This window comes from Aeromonas sp. FDAARGOS 1402, assembly GCF_019046925.1.
Lineage (GTDB): Bacteria > Pseudomonadota > Gammaproteobacteria > Enterobacterales > Aeromonadaceae > Aeromonas > Aeromonas caviae.
In genome coordinates this window covers 858,154-878,194 of record NZ_CP077201.1, presented here as the reverse complement: position 1 = coordinate 878,194, position 20,041 = coordinate 858,154, and the positions used below count along the sequence as shown (strand labels likewise).

Sequence of the window (20,041 nt, the reverse complement as noted above, 5' to 3'; positions counted from 1 at the left end):
GCATGCTCGCCCGAATGGGGGTAATCAGCCCATATCCTCGTTGCGGATAAAGGCGCGCCAGGAGCCGAGTACCTGGGCAAAATCTTCCAGCCCGCACATGGCCAGCTGTTCATCATCGTAGTAGGCGAGATCGTCGAGATCCTCGTCCTGCTCGATATTGAGGACATTGGCCTTCACCTCGGCTTCCTCGTGGGTCAGCAGCAGGGAGTAGTCGCCCCCCAGCAGCCGGTATTCGGTGCGGGCCCGGCTGGAGAGCTGGTCGATGATGGCGAACAGCTCGTCGAGCTTCTCCTCGTCCTTGCCCACCTCGTCGATCAACCACTGGCCGATGGCTTCATGGCCCATGGAGAACCGGGCGCGATAGCCACCGAACGGGTCGCGGCGAAATTCATAATCCATAGCGGAGTCCATATCGGAGGGTGAAACCACCACGGCGCAAAGCGGCATGATGCCGGATCCTTGATCCATGGTGGGGCACTGATAGCGTAAAGTGGCCTATTCTAGCGATCCCCCCCGCGCTTGTCTTGATGATGTGGGATCTTTAACGGGTGATCCCGGTGATGGCGCACGCCGGGGACCCTGTCAACGAATGGTATGGAGAGGCAATGCAGCTCAACGACGCGCTCGCGCATCAGATAGTCAGCCGGGCGATGAAGATCCTCTCGTTCTCGGTCAACGTCATGGATGAACGGGGACTCATCATTGCGTCCGGCAATCCGGAGCGGCTGCACCAGCGCCACGAGGGGGCCGTGCTGGCCCTGACCGAGAACCGGGTGGTGGAGATAAGCGAGGCCACCGCCCGGGAGCTCAAGGGGGTGAGGCCCGGCATCAACCTGCCCATCGCCTATCAGGGGGAGCTGCTCGGTGTCATCGGCATCTCTGGGGATCCGGACATCGTGCGTGCTTACGCCGAGCTGGTGCGCATGACCGCCGAGCTCATCCTGGAACAGGCGGCGCTCACCGAGCAGTTGCAGTGGGACAAGCGCCACAAGGAGGAGCTGGTGTTGCAGCTCATTCGCGGCGAAGGGCGGGCCGATCAATTGCAACAGGTGGCCCGCTTCCTCGAGCTGGATCTCGCCCAGCCCCGGGTGGTGGCCGTGCTGGCGCTGGAGGAGGCCGAGCCCGCCCAGGTGAGGGAGCTGGTTCACCTGCTGGAAAACCCGGAGCGGGACAACCTGGTGGCCATCAACGGCCTGGACGAGATAGTGGTGCTCAAACCCGCCCAGCTCAGCGACGGCGTCTGGCAGTCGGCGCAGGAGCGCAGCCGGATCCGGCAGCTGCTCTCCCGTATTCCCCATTTCAAGGTTCGCATCGGGGTGGGTGATTACTTCGCCGGCATCCCCGGGCTGGCGCTCTCCTACCAGACGGCGCGAGACACCTTGCGCCGTGGCATGCGCCAGTCGCCCCGCAAGCAGGTCTATTTCTTCGAGGATTACCGGCTCTCAGTGCTGCTCGGCACCCTGGCGGACTCCTGGCAGGCGGATCAGCTACGGGCTCCGCTGCAAAAGCTGGCGCAGGAGGACACAAAGGGAACGCTGCAAAAGACGCTGCGCCAATATTTCTTGCAGGATTGTGATCTGCATCCCTGTGCCGAAGCCCTGTTCATTCACCCCAACACCCTGCGTTATCGACTGACCCGGATAGAGCAGATAACCGGCTTGAATTTCAACAAGTTAGATGACAAGTTTCTGCTCTATCTCGGGCTCAGTCTCGATAGCTGATTTGTCTTTTCCAACAAAAATACAAGGCCGGTAAATGCTTTTTTTGGTTTTATGGCCAAAGCATTCCAGGCGGGGATCCCCATAATGGCGCCACTCATTACAACAACAAGGTGCCCGTCATGATCCCAGTCTCCGCGCTCGGCGCGCTCGCCGCGCTTTCCATCGCCATCTTCCTCATCCTGAAGAAGGTGCCGCCCGCTTACGGCATGATTGTCGGTGCCCTGGCCGGTGGCCTGATCGGTGGCGCCGACCTGACCCAGACCGTCGCCCTGATGATCGGCGGCGCCCAGGGGATCACCACGGCGGTGATGCGGATCCTGGCGGCGGGTGTGCTGGCCGGGGTGCTCATCGAATCGGGCGCAGCCACCACCATCGCCGAGACCATCGTCAAGAAACTCGGCGAAACCCGCGCCCTGCTGGCCCTGGCGCTGGCCACCCTGATCCTGACCGCGGTCGGCGTCTTCGTGGACGTGGCCGTCATCACGGTCGCCCCCATTGCGCTGGCCATCGCCCGCCGTGCCGATCTCTCCAAGGCGGCCATCCTGCTGGCGATGATAGGCGGTGGCAAGGCGGGCAACGTCATGTCTCCCAACCCCAACGCCATTGCGGCAGCCGATGCCTTCCACCTGCCTCTCACCTCGGTGATGGCGGCGGGCATCATTCCCGGCCTGTTCGGTCTGGTGATGGCCTACTGGCTCGCCAAGCGCCTCAACAACCGGGGCAGCAAGGTGGCCGCCGACGAGGTGGTGAGCTTTGACGGTGCCAAGTTGCCCGGCTTTGCCGCCGCCATCAGTGCGCCCCTGGTCGCCATCCTGCTGCTGGCCCTGCGTCCCATCGCCGGCATCGTGGTGGACCCGCTCATTGCGCTGCCTCTCGGCGGCCTGGTGGGGGCCCTGATGATGGGCAAGTTCACCAAGGTGAACCAGTTTGCCGTCTCGGGCCTGGCCCGCATGGCGCCGGTGGCCATCATGCTGCTGGGGACGGGTACCCTGGCGGGCATCATCGCCAACTCCGGCCTGAAAGATGTGCTCATCAGCGGCCTGACCGCTTCCGGTCTGCCCTCCTATCTGCTGGCCCCCATCTCCGGAGCCCTGATGTCGCTGGCGACCGCCTCGACCACGGCCGGGACCGTGGTGGCCTCCAACGTGTTCAGCGCCACTCTGATTGAACTGGGGATCAGCAGCCTGGCAGGGGCCGCCATGATCCACGCCGGTGCCACCGTGTTTGACCACATGCCCCACGGCTCCTTCTTCCATGCCACTGGCGGCAGCGTCCACATGGGCGTCGGCGAGCGACTCAAGCTCATCCCCTACGAAACCGCAGTCGGTCTGACCATCGCCGTTGTCTCCACCCTGATGTTTGGCGTGTTTGGCCTCGCCTAAGGAACTGATATGAAAATTGTGATCGCCCCCGATTCATTCAAGGAGAGCCTGAGCGCCATGGCGGTGGCCGATGCCATCGAGGCCGGTTTCAAGCAGGTGCTGCCGGATGCCACCTACGTCAAGCTGCCCATGGCCGATGGCGGCGAGGGGACGGTGCAGTCTCTGGTGGATGCCACCGGTGGTCGCATCCTGCCGGTCGAGGTGACCGCCCCCCTCGGCAACAGGGTGCAGGGCTTCGTGGGCCTGCTGGGGGATGGCAAACGGGCCGTGATCGAGATGGCGGCGGCCTCCGGCCTGCATCTGGTGGCGCCCGAGCAGCGCAATCCGCGGCTCACCTCGAGCGTCGGCACCGGGGAGCTGATCCTGGCCGCGCTGGAGATGGGGGTGAACCACCTCATCCTCGGCATCGGCGGCAGCGCCACCAATGACGGCGGCGCCGGCATGATCCAGGCCCTCGGCGGCAAGCTCCTGAAGGCGGATGGCAGCCCCATCGCATTGGGCGGCGCTGGTCTGGCCGAGCTTTCCACCATTGACCTGAGCGGGCTGGACTCCCGTCTGGCCGGGCTCACCATCGAGGTGGCCTGCGACGTGGACAATCCGCTGTGCGGCCCGAAAGGGGCGTCCGCCGTGTTCGGTCCACAGAAGGGGGCAACTCCCGAGATGGTGGCCGAGCTGGATGCCAATCTGGCCCGTTACGCGGGCTGTATCGAGCAGGCGCTTGGCAAGCAGGTGAAGGAGATCCCGGGAACGGGGGCCGCAGGCGGCATGGGGGCAGCCCTGGTGGGGCTGCTCGGCGCCGAGCTCAAACCCGGCATCCGGATCGTCATCGAGGCGCTGAACCTGGCCGAGGCGGTGGCCGATGCGGATCTGGTCATCACCGGCGAGGGCCGCATCGACAGCCAGACCATCCATGGCAAGACGCCCATCGGGGTAGCTCGCTGTGCCAAGCAGTTCGGCAAGCCGGTGATCGGCATCGCCGGATGCCTCACCGATGACTGCGGCGTGGTGCACGAGCATGGGCTGGATGCGGTGTTCGCCGTGGTCAATCGGGCCATGTCCCTGCCGGAGGCGCTGGCCACCGCCACCACCAACCTGCAGCTCACGGCCCGCAACGTGGCGGCTCTCTACCTGCTGCGCAAATGACCCTCTCTCCTGGCCGATGCGGTGCATCGGCCTGACCCTGCCCCGTGCAGCAGAGTGAGCGGCCCGGCGTGGCACCTCTGACGCACTTGCCGATCCCTGGGTCGGCTTTTTTATTATCCTGCTGTCTTTCATATGGTTTTTGTATTCTGACAAGGGGCTTTGCGGCATAGTGATCTCCCGACAGTGAGGGAGCCACGAGAAACAAGGCCCGCCTGAGGGAGGGCTTCCCATTCCGGGGGGCAATATGCGAGGTGCGAGCCATGATCCTGCTGACCCTGGGGGTGGTGTTGTTCACCCTGACTCATCTTTACCCCTGTTTCGCGGCACAGCACCGCGCCCGTCTGCGGGAGCGGCTGGGGGAGAACCGCTACAAGGGGCTCTTCTCGCTGCTGGTGTTCGTCGCCATCGGCTGCATCCTCGCAGGCTGGCGCAGTGCCAGTCCCATGCCCCTCTATTTTCTGCCTGTCTGGGGGCCCACCCTGGTGATGGGGATCATGCCGATCGCCCTTGTCCTGCTGTGTGCGGGGCAGGGGGCGAACCATTTCCGTCGTTGGCTGGTGCACCCCCAGCTGCTCGGGGTGCTGCTCTGGTCGGGGGCCCATCTGGCGGTGAACAGCGAGGCGCGCTCCCTGGTGCTGTTTGGCGGGCTCGGTCTCTGGGCTCTCATCAGCATCGTCTGGATTTCGATGCGGGAGTGGGGCCGTCACCCCCGTGCCGCCGCCACCTGGCAGGGGACGGGGATCAGTCTGGGGGCGGGGCTGGCCCTCACGGCTCTGCTTATCTTCTGGGGACACGGCTGGCTGACCGGGATCCCCCTGCACTGATCCCTGAACCAGATTCCGGGGTCTTGCGTATGATGGACAAAACAATGGGAGTCACGTCGATGAAATGGTTCACCCTGCTGCTGATGCTCGGCTCGGGCGCGGTCTCTGCCGCCTGCCCCGATTACTTCAACGTGGAGATGCGGGAGCTCAACAGCACCCAGCGCCACAACCTCTGCCAGTTGACCGAGGGCAAGGTGGTGCTGGTGGTCAACACCGCCTCATACTGCGGTTACAGCGGTCAGTTCCGGGATCTGGAAGCCCTCTATCAGGGCTACAAGGAGAAGGGACTGATGGTGCTGGGCTTCCCTTCCAACGATTTCTGGCAGGAGGCGGGCAACGAGAACAAGACCGCCGAGGTGTGCCGCCGGGACTACGGGGTGACCTTCCCCATGTTCAATCGGGTGGCGGTGCGGGGTTCGGATGCGGTGCCGCTGTTCAAGGGGCTGGCCGCTGCTGCCGACGGTGATGCGCCCAACTGGAACTTCCACAAGTACCTGGTCGGGCGGGACGGCAAGCTGATTGCGAGCTATGGCGCCAACCAGAATCCGTCGGATGATCCTCTCAAACAGCAGATCATCGATGCCCTGGGGCACTGACCCTACCCCATGGCGGGCCACTCTGGAATAATGCGGCCCCGCCATCCACTCCGGTGACACCGTGCTGCAACGTCTTCCCCAAATGGTGATCTTCGATGCCCTGGTTCGTGAACAGGGCATCTCGGCGGCTGCGCGCCGCCTCGGGGTTTCCAAATCCCACATCAGCAAGCAACTCGCCCTGCTGGAAACCGCGCTCGGCGCCCAGCTGGTACAGCGCACTACTCGCCGTTTCGGGCTCACCGAACTGGGTCTGGAGTATGCCCGCCACTGCCGCGCTCTGGTGGCGGTGGCGCTGGAGGCGGAATCCATGGTGGCGGAGCGCCGTGGCAAGGTGAGCGGCGTGCTCCATCTGGGGGTTGGTCAATCCTTCGGGCGATTGCACGTGATCCCGCGCCTCAAGGCGTTTCAGGCACGTTATCCGGATCTGGAGCTGGAGGTGTCCCTGTTCGATCACCGCACCAATCTGGTGGATGAGGGGCTGGATCTCTGGATCACCACCTACGAGGACAAACCCGAGTCCCTGGTCGGGCAGCGACTGGCAGACATCGGCTTCGTGCTGGTGGCCTCGCCGGATTATCTGCTGAGTCACGGCACGCCACTGCACCCCAGGGATCTGGCCCATCACAATTGCATCACCTACCAGAGCCGGGAGCGGCGCTACCACGAGTGGTCATTTCGCCAGGGCAAGGAGCGCCAGACGGTGCAGGTGGCGGGCAACTATCGGGTGGATCTGGCGGAAGCGGTGCGGGACGCCGCCCTGGCCGGGCTCGGCATCGCCTATGTGGCCAACTACCTGCTGGACAAGGAGCTGCAATCTGGTCAGCTCATCCCTCTGCTGCCCCAGTGGCAACCGAACCAGAAGATGGCGGTGCACGCCGTCTATGCCAGGCGAGAGCATCTGGATCCCAAGATCCGCCTCTTCATCGACTTCCTCAAGGAGAGCTTCGGACCCGGGCCCTACTGGGCGCAGCGACTCGCACCCTGGCTCGGGGGGAAATTGTCCGGCACCGAGGAATAATCGTTTCCATACAAGAACACTGGCGTGAGTGCGGTTTCAAAGTTGTGTCAAATCAGTCAGTTGGCGCAACCGATATCGTGCAAACGTTTTTGCTAACAGGGTTGTAACCCTGCAGGGTTGCGGCGGTGAGGGGAGGGGAGCAGAATCCGCGCCCATCTTCAGCCTCACTGGATGGAATCCCCATGATTGCCCTGCTTGGTATCCTGAGCATCCTGGCCTTGGCCGCACTCTGCTCTGATAATCGTCGTCGTATCCCGTTGCGAACAGTGGGCTTTGCCCTCTGCCTGCAAGTGCTCTTCGCCGCCCTGGTGCTCTGGCTGCCCGCCGGTCAACAGGTCTTGAACGGTGTCAGCGAGAGCGTCAGCAGCGTCATCGGCTACGGCCAGGAGGGGATTGCCTTCCTGTTCGGGGATCTGGCCAAGTTCAAGCTGGGCTTCATCTTCGCCTTCAACGTGCTGCCGGTGATCATCTTCTTCTCCGCGCTGATCGCCATCCTCTATCACATCGGCCTGATGCCCAAAGTGATCGCCCTGCTCGGCGGCGGCCTGCAGAAATTGCTGGGCACCGGCCGTGCCGAGAGCCTCTCTGCCACCGCCAACATCTTTGTCGGCATGGTGGAAGCGCCGCTGGTGGTCAAACCCTATCTCTCCAGGATGTCCGATTCCCAGTTCTTTGCGGTGATGAGCTGCGGGCTGGCCTCGGTAGCTGGCGGCACCCTGGTGGGCTACGCCAGCATCGGGGTCGAGCTGAAATACCTGATTGCGGCGGCCTTCATGTCCGCCCCTGCCGGGCTTGCCATGGCCAAGATCCTGGTGCCGCCCGCCGCGCAAGAGGAAGATCACCACGAAGACGTGGAGATCCCCCGCGCCACCAACGTCATTGAAGCGGCCGCCGATGGCGCCATGGCGGGTCTCAACATCGCCGTCGCCGTGGGGGCGACCCTGCTGGCCTTCGTCGGCGTGATCGCCCTGCTCAACGGCCTGCTGGGCTGGGCCAGCGACCTGGTGGGGCTGGAGCTGAGCTTCCAGATCATCCTGGGCTGGCTGTTTGCCCCCGTCTCCTGGCTCATCGGCGTCCCCTGGGATCAGGCCCAGGCGGCTGGGGCGCTTATCGGCACCAAGATCGTCATCAACGAGTTCGTCGCCTTCATTGCCCTGGTGCAGGATCAGACCTTGAACGAGTCGAGCAAGGCCATCGTCACCTTCGCCCTGTGCGGTTTCGCCAACATCTCTTCCATGGCGATCCTCATCGGCGGCCTGGGGGCCATGGTGCCGGAGCGCAAGTCCTTCATCGCCCGCTACGGCATGCGCGCCATCCTGGCGGGGGTGCTGGCAAACCTGATGAGCGCCTCCCTGGCAGGCTTGTTCCTCGCCCTCTGATAGACCCTGGAAGTCAGCACCTTCCGGTCATTGCCCGCTTCGGCGGGCTTTTTTGCACCCGCTTGCAGGCAAAAAAAAGCGCCTCTGGGGAGGCGCGGGGAAAAGACAGATTGGAAGCGTCACATGGGTGCCACCTGAATGAGGGATGAGCCGTCCCATCCAAGTGTGAAGCCATGATGCCTGATGCTCTCTGAAGCGCTTCTGAGGCGATTCTTCATACTGTGTTCATTTTCAAAATTCTGCGTTAATGTGATTTTTAAATGTTTGATGCTGAAATAAAATAAATAATCAGTGATTTATTTTGTTTTGCGACTCAAAGGAAAGATGAATCGGGGCGGTGGGTATGCTCCTGCCATGGGGCGGATACGGCGGCAGATTATCCCGGTGACGGCTCAATGCATCACGTAACCATGCTGTCAGATGGCAAACAACCAGCATGTGATTGGGGTGTTGCCCGTCATGGGCAGTGCAACGCCGCCTGCGGTCTGCTGTTGGGACCAGCAACTCGTATGTGATGGAGATGCCGCTCGTCAGAGGATCCGCGCGAGTGGCCTGTGGTCTGTGGTGCCTGCACCCGCAACCCGCATTTGACAGGAGGCGCGCCCTTTCATGGGGTCAGCGCGAAGTGGTCTGCGGTCTCCTGCTCCAGTGCCAGCAACCAGCGCTTGATGGGGATGCCTCCCCCGTAGCCGGTCAGTTCACCGCTGCGCCCTATGACCCTGTGGCAGGGCACTATGATGCTGAGGGGATTGCGGCCGTTGGCGGCGCCCACCGCCCGCACGGCCCTGGGGTTGCCGATGGCCTCTGCAATCTGGAGGTAGCTGACGGTCTCGCCGTAGGGAATGTCGCACAACGCCCGCCACACGGCCTGCTGGAATGGTGTGCCCGTGGCGGCCAGGGGGAGATCGAAGCGCCGCAGTCGGCCGGCAAAGTAGGCGGCAAACTGCTCGACGAAGGGGGCCAGGGCGGCATCATCCCGCTGCCACTCCGGTTGCGGCAGGACGGGGCGCTCCCCTTGCATGAATTCCACGTGGCGCAGCCCGGCCCCATCGATGGCGATGAGCAAGGGCCCCTTGGCACATTCACAAAAGCTGTACTGCATTCTCTTGTCCTCGGGCTTGTGGCAGGTCACTCCAACACGGGCTTGCCGCGGGTGGATTTGATCTCTCCCTTGCGTTTCTTGGCATCGACCCGCTTGCGTTGGGAGCTGCGGGTCGGCTTGGTGGCGTGGCGGGCCTTGGGGCGCCACGCGGCTTTTTTCAGCAGCTCGGTCAGGCGGCTCATGGCCTCCTTGCGATTCATGTCCTGGCTGCGATGGGTCTCGACCCTGATCTGGATGAAGCCGTCGTGAACCCGGCTGTCGCTGAGCCGCTCCAGTCCCTCCTTGTAGAGCGGCGGCAGGCTGGGGGAGTCGCGATAATCGAAGCGCAGCCAGACGGCGGAGTCGGTCTTGTTGACGTGCTGCCCGCCATTGCCCTGGGCCCGCATGGTCTGGAATTGCAGTTCATGCCAGGGGATGATCACGCTGTTGGAGATGACTAACATGGGGTGATGCTCTCATTTGGTGCATCAAGGGAGTCTGGTGCAGCTTGGTGCCTCATTATGGGGCGAGATGCGCTTCCTTGGTGATCCTGAGCCTTTCTGGCTCAGAGTGTCATATCTATCTATATGAAAATAAACGATAAAAATACTTGGCACAAGAATTGATGACCCATTCGTGACATACCATGGATTGGGAGCAACCAGATGAAGCTGATTACTGCGATTATCAAACCTTTCAAGTTGGACGACGTGCGCGAGGCCATCGCCAACCTGGGGGTGGAAGGCCTGACCGTCTCCGAAGTGAAGGGTTTTGGTCGCCAGAAGGGGCACACCGAATTATATCGGGGGGCCGAGTACCAGGTCGACTTTCTGCCGAAGGTGAAGCTGGAGATCGCCACCGCAGACGAGAACGTCGAAGGGGTGATCGAGGCCATCTGCAAGGCGGCCTATACCGGCAAGATCGGTGACGGCAAGATTTTCGTCTATGACCTGCTGCAAGCGGTGCGTATTCGTACTGGTGAGAGCGACGACGAGGCGCTCTGAGTACGCTCCTTTGCCCGGCCGGGTCGGGCAAAGGTCCGGGCAGGTTCTGCCGACAGTGTAAATGGGTGGTCGTCGAAAGACCGGATGGGATTCCATCCGGTCTTTTTGTTTGGCCGCTGATTAAATAGATCGTTCCAACCCAGCAAACCGCCTTGATCCTCTCCTCCTGATTCATGCAGAATGCAAACGAAAATGGTTATCACTCTTTACGCAGACAAGGAACGGATGATGAAAATGAAGATGTTGGCACTGGCTTTCTCCACGCTTGTCGCCCAGTCGGCGTTCGCCGCCCAGGAGGTAAACGTCTATTCGAACCGTCAGGATGAGCTGATCAAGCCCATCATCCAGCAGTTCGAGAAGGAGACCGGGATCAAGGTCAATGTGGTGTTTGCCAAAGAGGGGCTGAACGAGCGTCTGGAACGGGAAGGCAAGCTCTCTCCGGCCGATCTGATGCTGACCGTGGACATCAGCCGTCTGACCGAGCTGGTGGACAAGGACCTGGTGCAGCCGGTGGACAGCAAGACGCTGCAGGAGAACATCCCCTCCATCTATCGCGATCCGGACAACCGCTGGTTCGCCCTGACCACCCGGGTGCGTGCCATCTACTCCAGCAAGGAGCGTCTTGGCAAGCTCGACACCATCCGCTACGAAGATCTGGTCAAGCCTGAATTCAAAGGAAAAATTTGTACCCGTAGCGGCAAGCACGAGTACAATGTGGCGCTGGTTTCGTCCATGATTGCCCATCACGGCATGGCGGATACCAAGACCTGGCTGGAAGGGGTCAAGGCCAACCTGGCGCGCAAGCCCCAGGGCAACGACCGTGATCAGGTCAAGGCGATCAAGGACGGCATCTGTGATGTCTCCCTGGGCAACAGCTACTACCTGGGTGCCATGTTGAAGGACCCGGCGCAGAAGTCCTGGGCCGACGCGGTGGAAATCAACTTCCCGAACCAGGGTGATCGCGGTGCCCACGTCAACGTGAGCGGCGTGGCCATGACCAAGTATGCCAAGAACAAGGACGCAGCACAGAAGCTGATGGAGTTCCTCTCCGGGGATACCGCCCAGCACATGTATGCGGATGTGAATGCCGAGTACCCGGTCAAGGCGGGGGTCGAGCCTTCTGCCATGGTCAAGTCCTGGGGCACGTTCAAGTCTGACCCCATGCCGGTCAGCGATTATGCCAAGCACCGCAAGGACGCCTTGCAACTGCTGGATGAAGTGAAATTCGACTTGTAATCAGATGGGGCCAACGGCCCCATCAACTTCTGTGGACTCATGAAACATTTTGGATGGATTGCCGGCAGCTGGGCCACCGCCCTGCTGCTGGGTTTGCCGGTACTCGCCCTGGTCTTCTCCGCCTTCTCGGCTGATGGGGAACTGTTTGCCCACCTCGCCGATACCGTACTGCCCGACTATCTGCGAAACACGTCCGGTCTGGTGCTGGGGGTGGTCTGCCTCAGCCTGCTGTTCGGGGTGCCCACCGCCTGGCTGGTGGCCATGTGCGAGGTGCCGGGGCGCCGCGCCCTGCAATGGGCGCTGATGCTGCCCATGGCGATGCCTTCCTATATCGTTGCCTACGTCTATACCGACCTGCTCGACTACTCGGGCCCGCTGCAGGCGGGGCTGCGTGCCCTGTTTGGCTGGCAGGGACCGGCCGACTACTGGTTCCCGGCCATTCGCTCCCTCGGGGGCGCCGCCTGGGTGCTGGCGCTGGTGCTCTTCCCCTATGTCTATCTGCTGGCACGGGCCTCCTTCCTGGAGCAGTCGGTCAGCCTCATTCACTCCAGCCGTCTGCTCGGCTGCACCCCCTGGCAGAGCTTTCGCCGCCTGAGCCTCCCCCTGGCCCGCCCGGCCATCATGGTGGGGGCATCTCTGGTCGCGATGGAAACTCTGGCGGACTTTGCCACCGTCCACTTCTTTGCCATCAACACCCTGACCACCGCCATCTACGACACCTGGCTCGGCTACGGCAGCCTGGCGACCGCCGCCAAGCTCTCCTGTCTGATGCTGCTGGCGGTGGTGCTGCTCATCGCGCTGGAACGCCGCTCCCGCCAGCGCCAGCAGGTGTTCCAGAAGTCCATGGGCTTCGAGCAGCCCCTGCGTTACCCACTCAGGGGCCTGAGGGGCGTGCTGGCCGGGCTCTGGTGCTGGGGCCTGGTGCTGGCGGGGTTCGCCCTGCCGTTCGTCATCCTGTTCGATTACGGGGTGCGTTACTTCGCGCTGTCGTGGACGCCCGAATTCGTGCGCTTTGCGGGCAACAGCCTCGCCATCTCGGCCCTGACCGCCCTGCTGGCCATGGCCATTGCCCTGCTGCTCGGCTTCTTCCGTCGCCTCGATGGGGGGACTCGCAGCCTGCTGCCCCTGCGCCTCGCCGCCATGGGCTATGCCATGCCGGGGACCGTGCTGGCCATCGGCGTGCTGGTGCCGCTCACGGCCCTTGATTTTGGCATCAACGATCTGGCCGAGTGGCTCGGGATGCCGGGCCCCGGTCTGCTCCTGACCGGCACCCTCACCGCCATCGTGTTCGGCTATCTGGTGCGCTTCGTGGCCATCGCCATCGGGTCGGTGGAGAGCAGCATGAGCAAGATCTCCCCCAGCCTCGACATGGCGGCCCGCTCTCTGGGGCAGGGGGCGGGCGGCATGCTGCGTCGCATTCACCTGCCGCTGGTACGGCGCGGCCTCTTTGCCGGCGCCATGCTGGTGTTCATCGAATCCATGAAGGAGCTGCCCGCCGCCCTGCTGCTGCGGCCGTTCAACTTCGAAACCCTGGCGACCCACGTCTATCAGTTCGTCTCGGACGAGATGCTGGAGCGGGGGGCGCTCGGTGCCATCGTCATCGTGCTGGTGGGGCTGATTCCCCTGCTGTGGATCAACCGTACCCTGGATGGTCCAGGCCATTGAGCGGCCCCGTCCGGCATCACTACGCGAGAGGAAAAGAACCTTGTCCTGCCTGAATATCGAGAAGGTCAGCTGTCACTACAATGGCCGCCCCGTGCTGGAGCAGCTCTCCCTGCAGGTGGCCGACAACGAGATAGTCTGTCTGCTGGGGGCCAGCGGCTGTGGCAAGACCACGCTGCTCAAGGCGGTGGCCGGTCTGCTGCCCCTGGCCCAGGGGGAGATCCGGCTGGGAGAGACCCTGCTCGATGCTCCCGGCGTGAGTGTGCCGCCGGAGGCCCGCCATATCGGCATGATCTTCCAGGATTACGCTCTCTTTCCTCACCTGACGGTGGCCGAGAACGTCGGCTTCGGCCTGACCGGGCAGGATCGCGGCAGCCGCCAGCAGCAGGTGGAAGAGGCGCTGGCGCTGGTCAATCTGCAGGGGTTGGGGGAGCGCTATCCCCATCAGCTCTCCGGCGGCCAGCAGCAGCGGGTGGCCATCGCCCGCGCCCTGGTGTGCAAGCCGCGCCTGATGCTGCTGGACGAGCCCTTCTCCAACATCGACACCCAGGTGCGGATGAAGCTGATCCTCGAGATCCGCGCCCTGCTCAAACAGCAGGGCATTGGTGCCATCTTCGTCAGCCACAGCAAGGAAGAGGCCTTCGCCTTCGCCGATCGGCTGGCCCTGTTTCGCGCCGGTCGCATCGAGCAAGTGGGGGAGCCGGAGCAGCTCTATCGCCGACCCGGGAACCGCTTCGTGGCGGAGTTTCTCGGCGGGGTCAATTATCTGGCGGCCGAGGTGGTGGACAGCCACTGCGTGCAGACCCTCCTTGGGACCATCTGCGGTCAGGAGCCCCATGGCCGCGCGGTGGGGGCGCGGTTGCAGCTCATGCTCAGACCCCAGCAACTGGCGCTGACGGCGGCGGATGACGGTGAGCTCCGGGTGCGTGAGCAACAGTTCCTGGGCCATCACTGCCGGGTACTGGTGGAGTGTGGCGGCCAGCAACTGGAAGCCAGCATCGGTGAGCCTCTGGAAGGGGAGCGCGCGCGGGTGACCGTGGCGCCTCATGCCCTGGTGTTGTTTGACCCCTTGCCCTGAGTGCGTGGTATTGTCGTGAAATCAATGAACTGGAAGCGCGCTGGTTTATAATCGCGCCACGCCCATAGCCAACGCACTTGGAGAGAGACATGAAAGCCCAAGCCGGGATCTGCGCAGAGCCGAATCTGCACGCCCTCTATCTGATGTTCAATCGCACCGGTGACGCCGCTGCCCTGACCTCCCGCCTGGCCAGCCTGCCAGCACTCTGGGAGGCGGTGAGCGCCGACTTCCCCGATGCGGCCTTCAGCGGTCTGGTCGCCGTCGGGGCCGACGCCTGGGATGATCTCTATCCTGTCGCCCGGCCGCCCCAGTTCCGCGGTTTCATGGCGCAATCCGCCAACGGTCAGGAGGCCCCCAATACCCCGTTCGATCTCTTCGTACAATTGCGTGCTGATCGGGTGGACGTGCTGCATCATGCCGGTCATCGCGTCATGGCCCTGCTGGCCGGGCTTGTTGAATTGGCCGAGGAAGTCCGTGGTTTTCGCAACCAGGATTGCCGGGATCTGACCGGTTTCGTCGACGGCACCGAGAACCCGCAGGATGAGCACCGCGCCGAGGTGGCGTTGCTGGACGGCGGCGAGTTCGCCGGTGGCTCCTATATCCACGTGCAGCGCTGGGTCCACGCCATGAGCGACTGGGAGAAGCTGGCCCTGAAGGAGCAGGAAGACATCATAGGTCGCACCAAGGTCGACAACATCGAATACGAGTCCGCCGACAAGCCGCTCACTTCCCACATCAAGCGGGTCAACCTCAAGACCCCGAAGGGGGAGTCCATGGAGATCCTGCGCCAGAGCATGCCCTGGGGCACCATGAGCGAGCAGGGGCTCTACTTCATCTCCTGCTGCCGCACGCCGCTGCACTTCAACGCCATGCTGGCCAGTATGTACAAGGGGGAGGGGAGCCACTTCGATCACCTGCTGCGCTTCACCCGGGCGGTGACCGGCGCGGCCTTCTTCGCCCCTTCCGTCGATTTTCTGGTGGCCGAGGGCAAATAAGCCCGGCCTACCGACCGCTCAAAACAAAAAATCCCGGCCAAGGCCGGGATTTTTGTGCGGATCGCCCAAGGCGACCGGATCAGGGCGTCTGCTCGAACAGCTCGAGGGCGGAGAGGTAGAGCTCCTCGATGTCGGTATCGCTGGTCGGGGTGATGAAGATGGTGTCATCACCGGCGATGGTGCCGAGGATCCCTTCGGCCTTGCCGAGGGAGTCAAGCAGGCGGGCGATCAGCTGGGCTGCGCCGGGGCTGGTGTGGATCACCACCAGAGCGCCGTTGTGGTCGACATCCAGCACCAGGTTCTTGAGGGGGCTGGAGGTGGTGGGCACGCCCAGTTCCACCGGCAGACAGTAGACCATCTCCATCTTGGCATTGCGGGTGCGAACGGCGCCGAAGCGGCTCAGCATGCGCGAGACCTTGGACTGGTTGATGTTCTCGAAGCCCATCTCTTGCAGGGCAGTCACTATCTCTGCCTGGGAGCCGAAACGCTCCTCTTTCAGCAAGGCTTTAAAGGCCTTGGCCAGTTTTTCTTGCTTGTCGTTATGTTTCATCTTGGACTCACGAATGAGGGGAGTGACCGCCTGTCACGCTCAGGCGGCAGATACGAACAGCGCTGCTATTTTGCATTCATATGCCTGTTTTGGCAAGGAAGCGGCGCTTGTTCTGCATATTGATTCAAATATAGCTTGCATCAACTTATGCTGACGCTAGAATCAGGACGAAATTTTGAAAACTTATTCAATTGGGCTGTATGGGTATCGAATTAATCGGCATCGAAAAATCCTGGCACAAGGTGCCGGTACTGCAGCAGGTGAGCTTTCGGACTGCTCCCGGCGAGACCTTGGTATTGCTGGGCCCGAGCGGGGCAGGCAAGAGCTCTCTGCTGCGCATGATGAACTTGCTGGACACGCCGGATGCCGGTGTGTTGCGCATCGCAGACAGTGAATTTTCTTTCCCGTCCAGCCTCTCTACTGCCGAATTCAACCGTCAGGCACAGGCGCTGCGCCGCAAGGTGGGCATGGTGTTCCAGCAGTACAATCTGTGGCCGCACCTCACCGTGATGGAGAATCTGATTGAAGCGCCCGTCAAGGTGCTCGGCATGAGCCGCGAGGCGGCCATCGAGAAAGGGGCCTATCTGCTGGCCCAGCTGCAACTGGCCGACAAACGGGACGCCTGGCCCGCACGGCTTTCCGGTGGCCAGCAGCAGCGGGTCGCCATTGCCCGGACCCTGATGATGGATCCCCAGGTGCTGCTGTTTGACGAACCGACGGCTGCCCTGGATCCCGAAATTACCAAAGAGGTGGCGGAGATCATCCGCACCCTGAGCCAGACCGGCATCACCCAGGTAGTGGTGACCCACGAGGTGGAGTTCGCCCGCAAGGTGGCCAGTCAGGTGATCTATCTGGAGAAGGGGCGGATCATCGAATCTGGCACCGCCGCCATCTTCCAGTCCCCGCAAACCAGCCGGTTTGCCGAATTCTTGATGCATTGATATTGAGTCGATAAGGAAGCTGTCATGAAAAAGAGTCTGTTGCTGATCGCCGCCATGGGTCTGCTGAGCACTTCTGTGCTGGCCAAAGAGATCAAGTTCGCCACCGAGGCAACCTATGCGCCGTTCGAATACCTGGATGACAAGAACGAGTTCCAGGGGTTTGACATCGATCTGGCCCGCGCTGTCTGCGAGCAGGCCAAGCTGGAGTGCAGCTTCCACAACCAGGCCTTCGACAGCCTGATCCCCAGCCTCAAGTTCCGTCGCTATGATGCCGTCATCGCCGCCATGGACGTGACCCCGGAGCGGGCTGCCCAGGTCGACTTCTCCGATATCTATTACGAGAACTCCGCGGTGTTCGTCGCCAAGAAAGAGACCTTCAAGGGGCCGGACGATCTGGTGGACAAGACAGTCGGCGTGCAGAACGGCACCTCTCACCAGTCCTATCTGGTGGACAACTGGGTGAGCAAGGGTCTGCTGACCGTGCCCTACGCCAGCTACCAGAGCGCCTTCCTCGACATGATGAATGGCCGCACTGACGGCGTGTTTGCCGATACGGCGGTGGCCGCGGACTGGCTCAAGCAGCACAAGGAATACGCCGTGGTCGGTACCCCGGTGACCGACGCCAAGTACTTCGGTACCGGTTTTGGCATCGCGGTGGCCAAGGGCAACCAGGAGCTGCTGACCCAGCTGAACAAGGGGCTGGCCGAGATCAAGGCCAACGGCACCTATCAGAAGATCTATGACAAGTACTTCGCGCAGTAAGCCATGTTGAGCCTGTTGTTGGATGCAGCCTGGATGACCCTCGGGCTGGCCCTGGCATCCCTGGTCGGTGGCATGGTGCTGGCACTGGCATTCAGTGCGGCTGAGTTGAGCAAGCAGCGTGCGTTGGTGTGGCCCGTGGCCACCCTGACCACCTTGATCCGTGGTCTGCCCGAGTTGCTGGTGGTGCTCTTCATCTACTTCGGCTCGACCCAGGTGCTGTTCCTCATCACCGGGGAGTATGTGGAGTTCAGCCCGTTCGCCTGCGGTGTGCTGGCGCTCTCCCTGCTGTTTGCGAGCTACGCCACCCAGACCCTGCGTGCCGCCCTCAATGCGGTGCCCCCTGGGCAGCGGCTGGCGGCGCAGGCGCTCGGCCTGGGCAAGGGGCACACCTTCTTTCGCATCGTGCTGCCCCAGGCCTGGCGTCACGCCCTGCCCGGGCTCGGCAACCAGTGGCTGGTGCTGTTGAAAGACACCGCCCTGGTCTCTCTCATCGGGGTGAACGAGATGATGCGTCAGGCACAGATGGCTTCGGCCAGCACCTATCAACCCTTCACCTGGTACGCCGCTGCCGCCCTCATCTATCTGGCCATCAGTCTGGTGAGTGAATTCGGCTTGAAGCAGGCGTCCCGCTATACCCGCCGTTACGGAGGCTGACCATGCAGGATTACCTGATGACCCTGCTGGGAGGGCTGGCGATCACCCTGCAGCTCACCGCGTTCAGCTTGTTGCTGGGCGTGCTGATGGCGGCCGGCATGACCTGGGTGCTGGAGCGTCGCATTCCGGTGGCGACCCAGCTGGTGCAGCTCTGGGTACTGGTCTTTACCGGTACGCCGCTGCTCATCCAGATCTTTCTCATTTACTACGGGCCTGGCCAGTTTGAATGGCTCAAGGCGGGGCCGCTCTGGCCGCTGCTCAAGCAACCCTGGTTCTGCGCCGTGCTGGCGCTCGGTTTCAATACCGCAGCCTACTCCACCCGGTTGTTCAAGGGGGCGCTCGACGCCATCCCCGCCGGTGAGGTGGAGGCCTGCCGTGCGCTCGGCTTCTCGGCCGGACAGACCCTGTGGATGAAGACCCGCCATGCCGCCCGTCGGCTGGTCCCCGCCTATTCCAACGAGGTGATCCTGGTGCTCAAGGGGAGTTCGCTCGCCAGTACCATCACCATCATGGACATCATGGGGCTGGCCCAGCGTCTCAATGCCCAGACCTATGACACTCTGGCGGTGTTCACTGTGGCCGGAGCGCTCTATCTGACCATGAATGGATTGTTAACAATTGGTTTCCGCTGGTGTGAGCGTCGAGCACTGGCTTTCCAGTCCTGAAGCAGTCACATTTACCTCTTAATGGTGAGGGGAGCACAGGAAATCTGTGTCTTTCCTCCCATTTATCGCATATTCCTCTCCGCTTTCATCGCCGCTTGTTCCCTGGCTCACAGAACCCGTGATTACAACTGTTATCAGATTGTTTTTTAGGAGGGGATCCTTTAAGGTGAGGCGCACAATAAGAATCAGCGTTAACCCAACTAGAAACAACCTTAAACCTACGCTTAGACATGGAGTTGATCATGAAAGTTGCCGTTCTGGGTGCCGCCGGTGGCATCGGCCAAGCCCTCGCTCTGCTGTTGAAAAACCGCCTGCCTGCCGGTTCCGAACTGAGCCTGTATGACATTGCCCCGGTCACTCCGGGCGTGGCGGCGGACCTGAGCCACATCCCGACTGACGTGAAAGTAAAAGGTTTCTGCGGTGAAGATCCGAGCCCGGCTCTGGTCGGCGCCGATGTCGTGCTGATCTCTGCCGGCGTGGCGCGCAAGCCCGGCATGGACCGTTCCGACCTGTTCAACATCAACGCCGGTATCGTCAAGAACCTGGTGGAAAAGTGTGCCGCTTCCTGCCCGAAAGCACTGATCGGCATCATCACCAACCCGGTCAACACCACGGTCGCCATCGCCGCCGAAGTGCTGAAGAAAGCCGGTGTCTATGACAAGCGTCGCCTGTTCGGCGTGACCACCCTGGATGTGATCCGTGGCGAGACCTTCGTGGCCGAAGCCAAGGGCCTGAACGTTGACAAGGTGCGCGTCAACGTCATCGGCGGTCACAGTGGCGTGACCATTCTGCCGCTGCTCTCCCAGGTTGAAGGCGCCAGCTTCACCGCTGAGGAAGTGGCTGCCATGACCAAGCGCATCCAGAATGCCGGTACCGAAGTGGTGGAAGCCAAGGCCGGTGGCGGTTCCGCCACTCTCTCCATGGGTCAGGCAGCCTGCCGTTTCGGTCTGTCGCTCATCAAGGGTCTGCAAGGGGAAGCCAACGTCATCGAGTGTGCCTATGTGGAAGGCAACGGAGAGCACGCCACCTTCTTCGCGCAGCCGGTGCTGCTCGGCAAGAACGGTGTCGAAACCGTGCTGGACTACGGCAAGCTGAGCGCCTTCGAGCAGGAAGCGATGGACAGCATGCTGGCCACCCTGAAGGCCGACATCCAGCTGGGCGTCGACTTCGTCAAGTAAGTTGCTACGTCGACCGCAAGGGGAGCCCAGGCTCCCCTTTGTCATTTTCGGGGTTGGGTGTAGCGGGCTAAGGAGATGGCTCTGGCTGCCGATAACAGAAGGCAGCAGGAGATCCCTATGATAAAACCAAGAACCCTCATCGCCATTATCGGTGTGTGCAGCTTCCCTTTGC

General features: G+C 62.2%; 21 protein-coding genes. 17 read left to right on the top strand and 4 right to left on the bottom strand.

Annotated elements, in window-relative coordinates; genetic code table 11:
* Positions 1 to 24 precede the first annotated feature (24 nt).
* A complete protein-coding gene (locus tag I6L32_RS04175) occupies positions 25 to 399 on the bottom strand; it encodes a YacL family protein (protein WP_039039964.1) in 375 nt (124 codons plus the stop codon).
* A gap of 206 nt (positions 400 to 605) precedes the next feature.
* On the opposite strand from I6L32_RS04175, the gene I6L32_RS04170 reads away from it, so the two are divergent.
* The 7 genes from I6L32_RS04170 (at position 606) to I6L32_RS04140 (ending at position 8,063) form a co-directional block, all read left to right on the top strand.
* The gene (locus I6L32_RS04170; protein WP_039039965.1) at positions 606 to 1,721 is read left to right on the top strand and encodes a sugar diacid recognition domain-containing protein; all 1,116 of its coding nucleotides are present in this window, start codon (positions 606 to 608) and stop codon (positions 1,719 to 1,721) included.
* Positions 1,722 to 1,840: 119 nt separating this feature from the next.
* Complete coding sequence (locus tag I6L32_RS04165; RefSeq protein WP_039039966.1) at positions 1,841 to 3,103, top strand: GntP family permease; 1,263 nt, start codon at positions 1,841 to 1,843, stop codon at positions 3,101 to 3,103.
* A 9-nt stretch (positions 3,104 to 3,112) separates the two neighbouring features.
* Entirely contained in the window at positions 3,113 to 4,246 is a 1,134-nt protein-coding gene (locus I6L32_RS04160; RefSeq protein ID WP_216944731.1) for a glycerate kinase, read from the top strand.
* 260 nt (positions 4,247 to 4,506) lie between these two features.
* On the top strand, positions 4,507 to 5,070 hold the full coding sequence (locus I6L32_RS04155; protein WP_042864457.1) for an NnrU family protein: 564 nt from the start codon (positions 4,507 to 4,509) through the stop codon (positions 5,068 to 5,070).
* Between the two features lie 59 nt (positions 5,071 to 5,129).
* Entirely contained in the window at positions 5,130 to 5,666 is a 537-nt protein-coding gene (locus tag I6L32_RS04150; RefSeq protein WP_010673063.1) for a glutathione peroxidase, read from the top strand.
* 82 nt (positions 5,667 to 5,748) lie between these two features.
* Positions 5,749 to 6,684, top strand: coding sequence for a LysR family transcriptional regulator (locus I6L32_RS04145; RefSeq protein ID WP_039039969.1), 936 nt, complete (start codon positions 5,749 to 5,751; stop codon positions 6,682 to 6,684).
* Positions 6,685 to 6,866: 182 nt separating this feature from the next.
* Positions 6,867 to 8,063 (top strand): NupC/NupG family nucleoside CNT transporter, encoded by a 1,197-nt coding sequence (locus I6L32_RS04140; protein ID WP_216944730.1) that lies wholly within the window; start codon positions 6,867 to 6,869, stop codon positions 8,061 to 8,063.
* 607 nt (positions 8,064 to 8,670) lie between these two features.
* Here the strand turns inward: I6L32_RS04140 and I6L32_RS04135 are convergent.
* Positions 8,671 to 9,165, bottom strand: a complete 495-nt coding sequence (locus I6L32_RS04135; RefSeq protein WP_124813111.1) for a methylated-DNA--[protein]-cysteine S-methyltransferase — start codon at positions 9,163 to 9,165, stop codon at positions 8,671 to 8,673.
* A gap of 26 nt (positions 9,166 to 9,191) precedes the next feature.
* Complete coding sequence (gene arfB / locus I6L32_RS04130) at positions 9,192 to 9,608, bottom strand: alternative ribosome rescue aminoacyl-tRNA hydrolase ArfB (RefSeq protein ID WP_010673067.1); 417 nt, start codon at positions 9,606 to 9,608, stop codon at positions 9,192 to 9,194.
* Positions 9,609 to 9,809: 201 nt separating this feature from the next.
* Between arfB and glnK the strand changes: the two genes are divergently transcribed.
* From glnK to I6L32_RS04105, 5 genes are all read left to right on the top strand, one after another.
* Positions 9,810 to 10,148, top strand: a complete 339-nt coding sequence (gene glnK / locus I6L32_RS04125; protein ID WP_005332325.1) for a P-II family nitrogen regulator — start codon at positions 9,810 to 9,812, stop codon at positions 10,146 to 10,148.
* A gap of 228 nt (positions 10,149 to 10,376) precedes the next feature.
* Positions 10,377 to 11,384: a Fe(3+) ABC transporter substrate-binding protein gene (locus I6L32_RS04120; protein ID WP_039039971.1), complete on the top strand. Its 1,008-nt coding sequence runs from the start codon at positions 10,377 to 10,379 to the stop codon at positions 11,382 to 11,384.
* Positions 11,385 to 11,423: 39 nt separating this feature from the next.
* Positions 11,424 to 13,049: an iron ABC transporter permease gene (locus I6L32_RS04115; protein ID WP_214003128.1), complete on the top strand. Its 1,626-nt coding sequence runs from the start codon at positions 11,424 to 11,426 to the stop codon at positions 13,047 to 13,049.
* A gap of 40 nt (positions 13,050 to 13,089) precedes the next feature.
* Positions 13,090 to 14,124, top strand: a complete 1,035-nt coding sequence (locus tag I6L32_RS04110; protein ID WP_049636466.1) for an ABC transporter ATP-binding protein — start codon at positions 13,090 to 13,092, stop codon at positions 14,122 to 14,124.
* A gap of 89 nt (positions 14,125 to 14,213) precedes the next feature.
* Complete coding sequence (locus tag I6L32_RS04105) at positions 14,214 to 15,119, top strand: Dyp-type peroxidase (RefSeq protein ID WP_049636465.1); 906 nt, start codon at positions 14,214 to 14,216, stop codon at positions 15,117 to 15,119.
* Positions 15,120 to 15,198: 79 nt separating this feature from the next.
* On the opposite strand, the gene argR is transcribed toward I6L32_RS04105, so the two are convergent.
* Positions 15,199 to 15,669 carry a transcriptional regulator ArgR gene (argR, locus tag I6L32_RS04100; protein ID WP_005308670.1) on the bottom strand — a complete coding sequence of 157 codons (471 nt, stop codon included), beginning with the start codon at positions 15,667 to 15,669 and terminating at the stop codon, positions 15,199 to 15,201.
* A gap of 200 nt (positions 15,670 to 15,869) precedes the next feature.
* Between argR and I6L32_RS04095 the strand changes: the two genes are divergently transcribed.
* From I6L32_RS04095 to mdh, 5 genes are all read left to right on the top strand, one after another.
* Positions 15,870 to 16,610, top strand: coding sequence for an ATP-binding cassette domain-containing protein (locus tag I6L32_RS04095; RefSeq protein ID WP_041214472.1), 741 nt, complete (start codon positions 15,870 to 15,872; stop codon positions 16,608 to 16,610).
* A 24-nt stretch (positions 16,611 to 16,634) separates the two neighbouring features.
* Positions 16,635 to 17,372: an arginine ABC transporter substrate-binding protein gene (locus I6L32_RS04090; RefSeq protein ID WP_010673073.1), complete on the top strand. Its 738-nt coding sequence runs from the start codon at positions 16,635 to 16,637 to the stop codon at positions 17,370 to 17,372.
* Between the two features lie 3 nt (positions 17,373 to 17,375).
* The gene (artQ, locus tag I6L32_RS04085; protein WP_042014905.1) at positions 17,376 to 18,026 is read left to right on the top strand and encodes an arginine ABC transporter permease ArtQ; all 651 of its coding nucleotides are present in this window, start codon (positions 17,376 to 17,378) and stop codon (positions 18,024 to 18,026) included.
* Positions 18,027 to 18,028: 2 nt separating this feature from the next.
* Positions 18,029 to 18,691: an arginine ABC transporter permease ArtM gene (artM, locus tag I6L32_RS04080; protein WP_010673075.1), complete on the top strand. Its 663-nt coding sequence runs from the start codon at positions 18,029 to 18,031 to the stop codon at positions 18,689 to 18,691.
* Between the two features lie 242 nt (positions 18,692 to 18,933).
* A complete protein-coding gene (mdh, locus tag I6L32_RS04075) occupies positions 18,934 to 19,869 on the top strand; it encodes a malate dehydrogenase (protein ID WP_010673076.1) in 936 nt (311 codons plus the stop codon).
* The last annotated feature ends 172 nt before the right edge of the window (positions 19,870 to 20,041 follow it).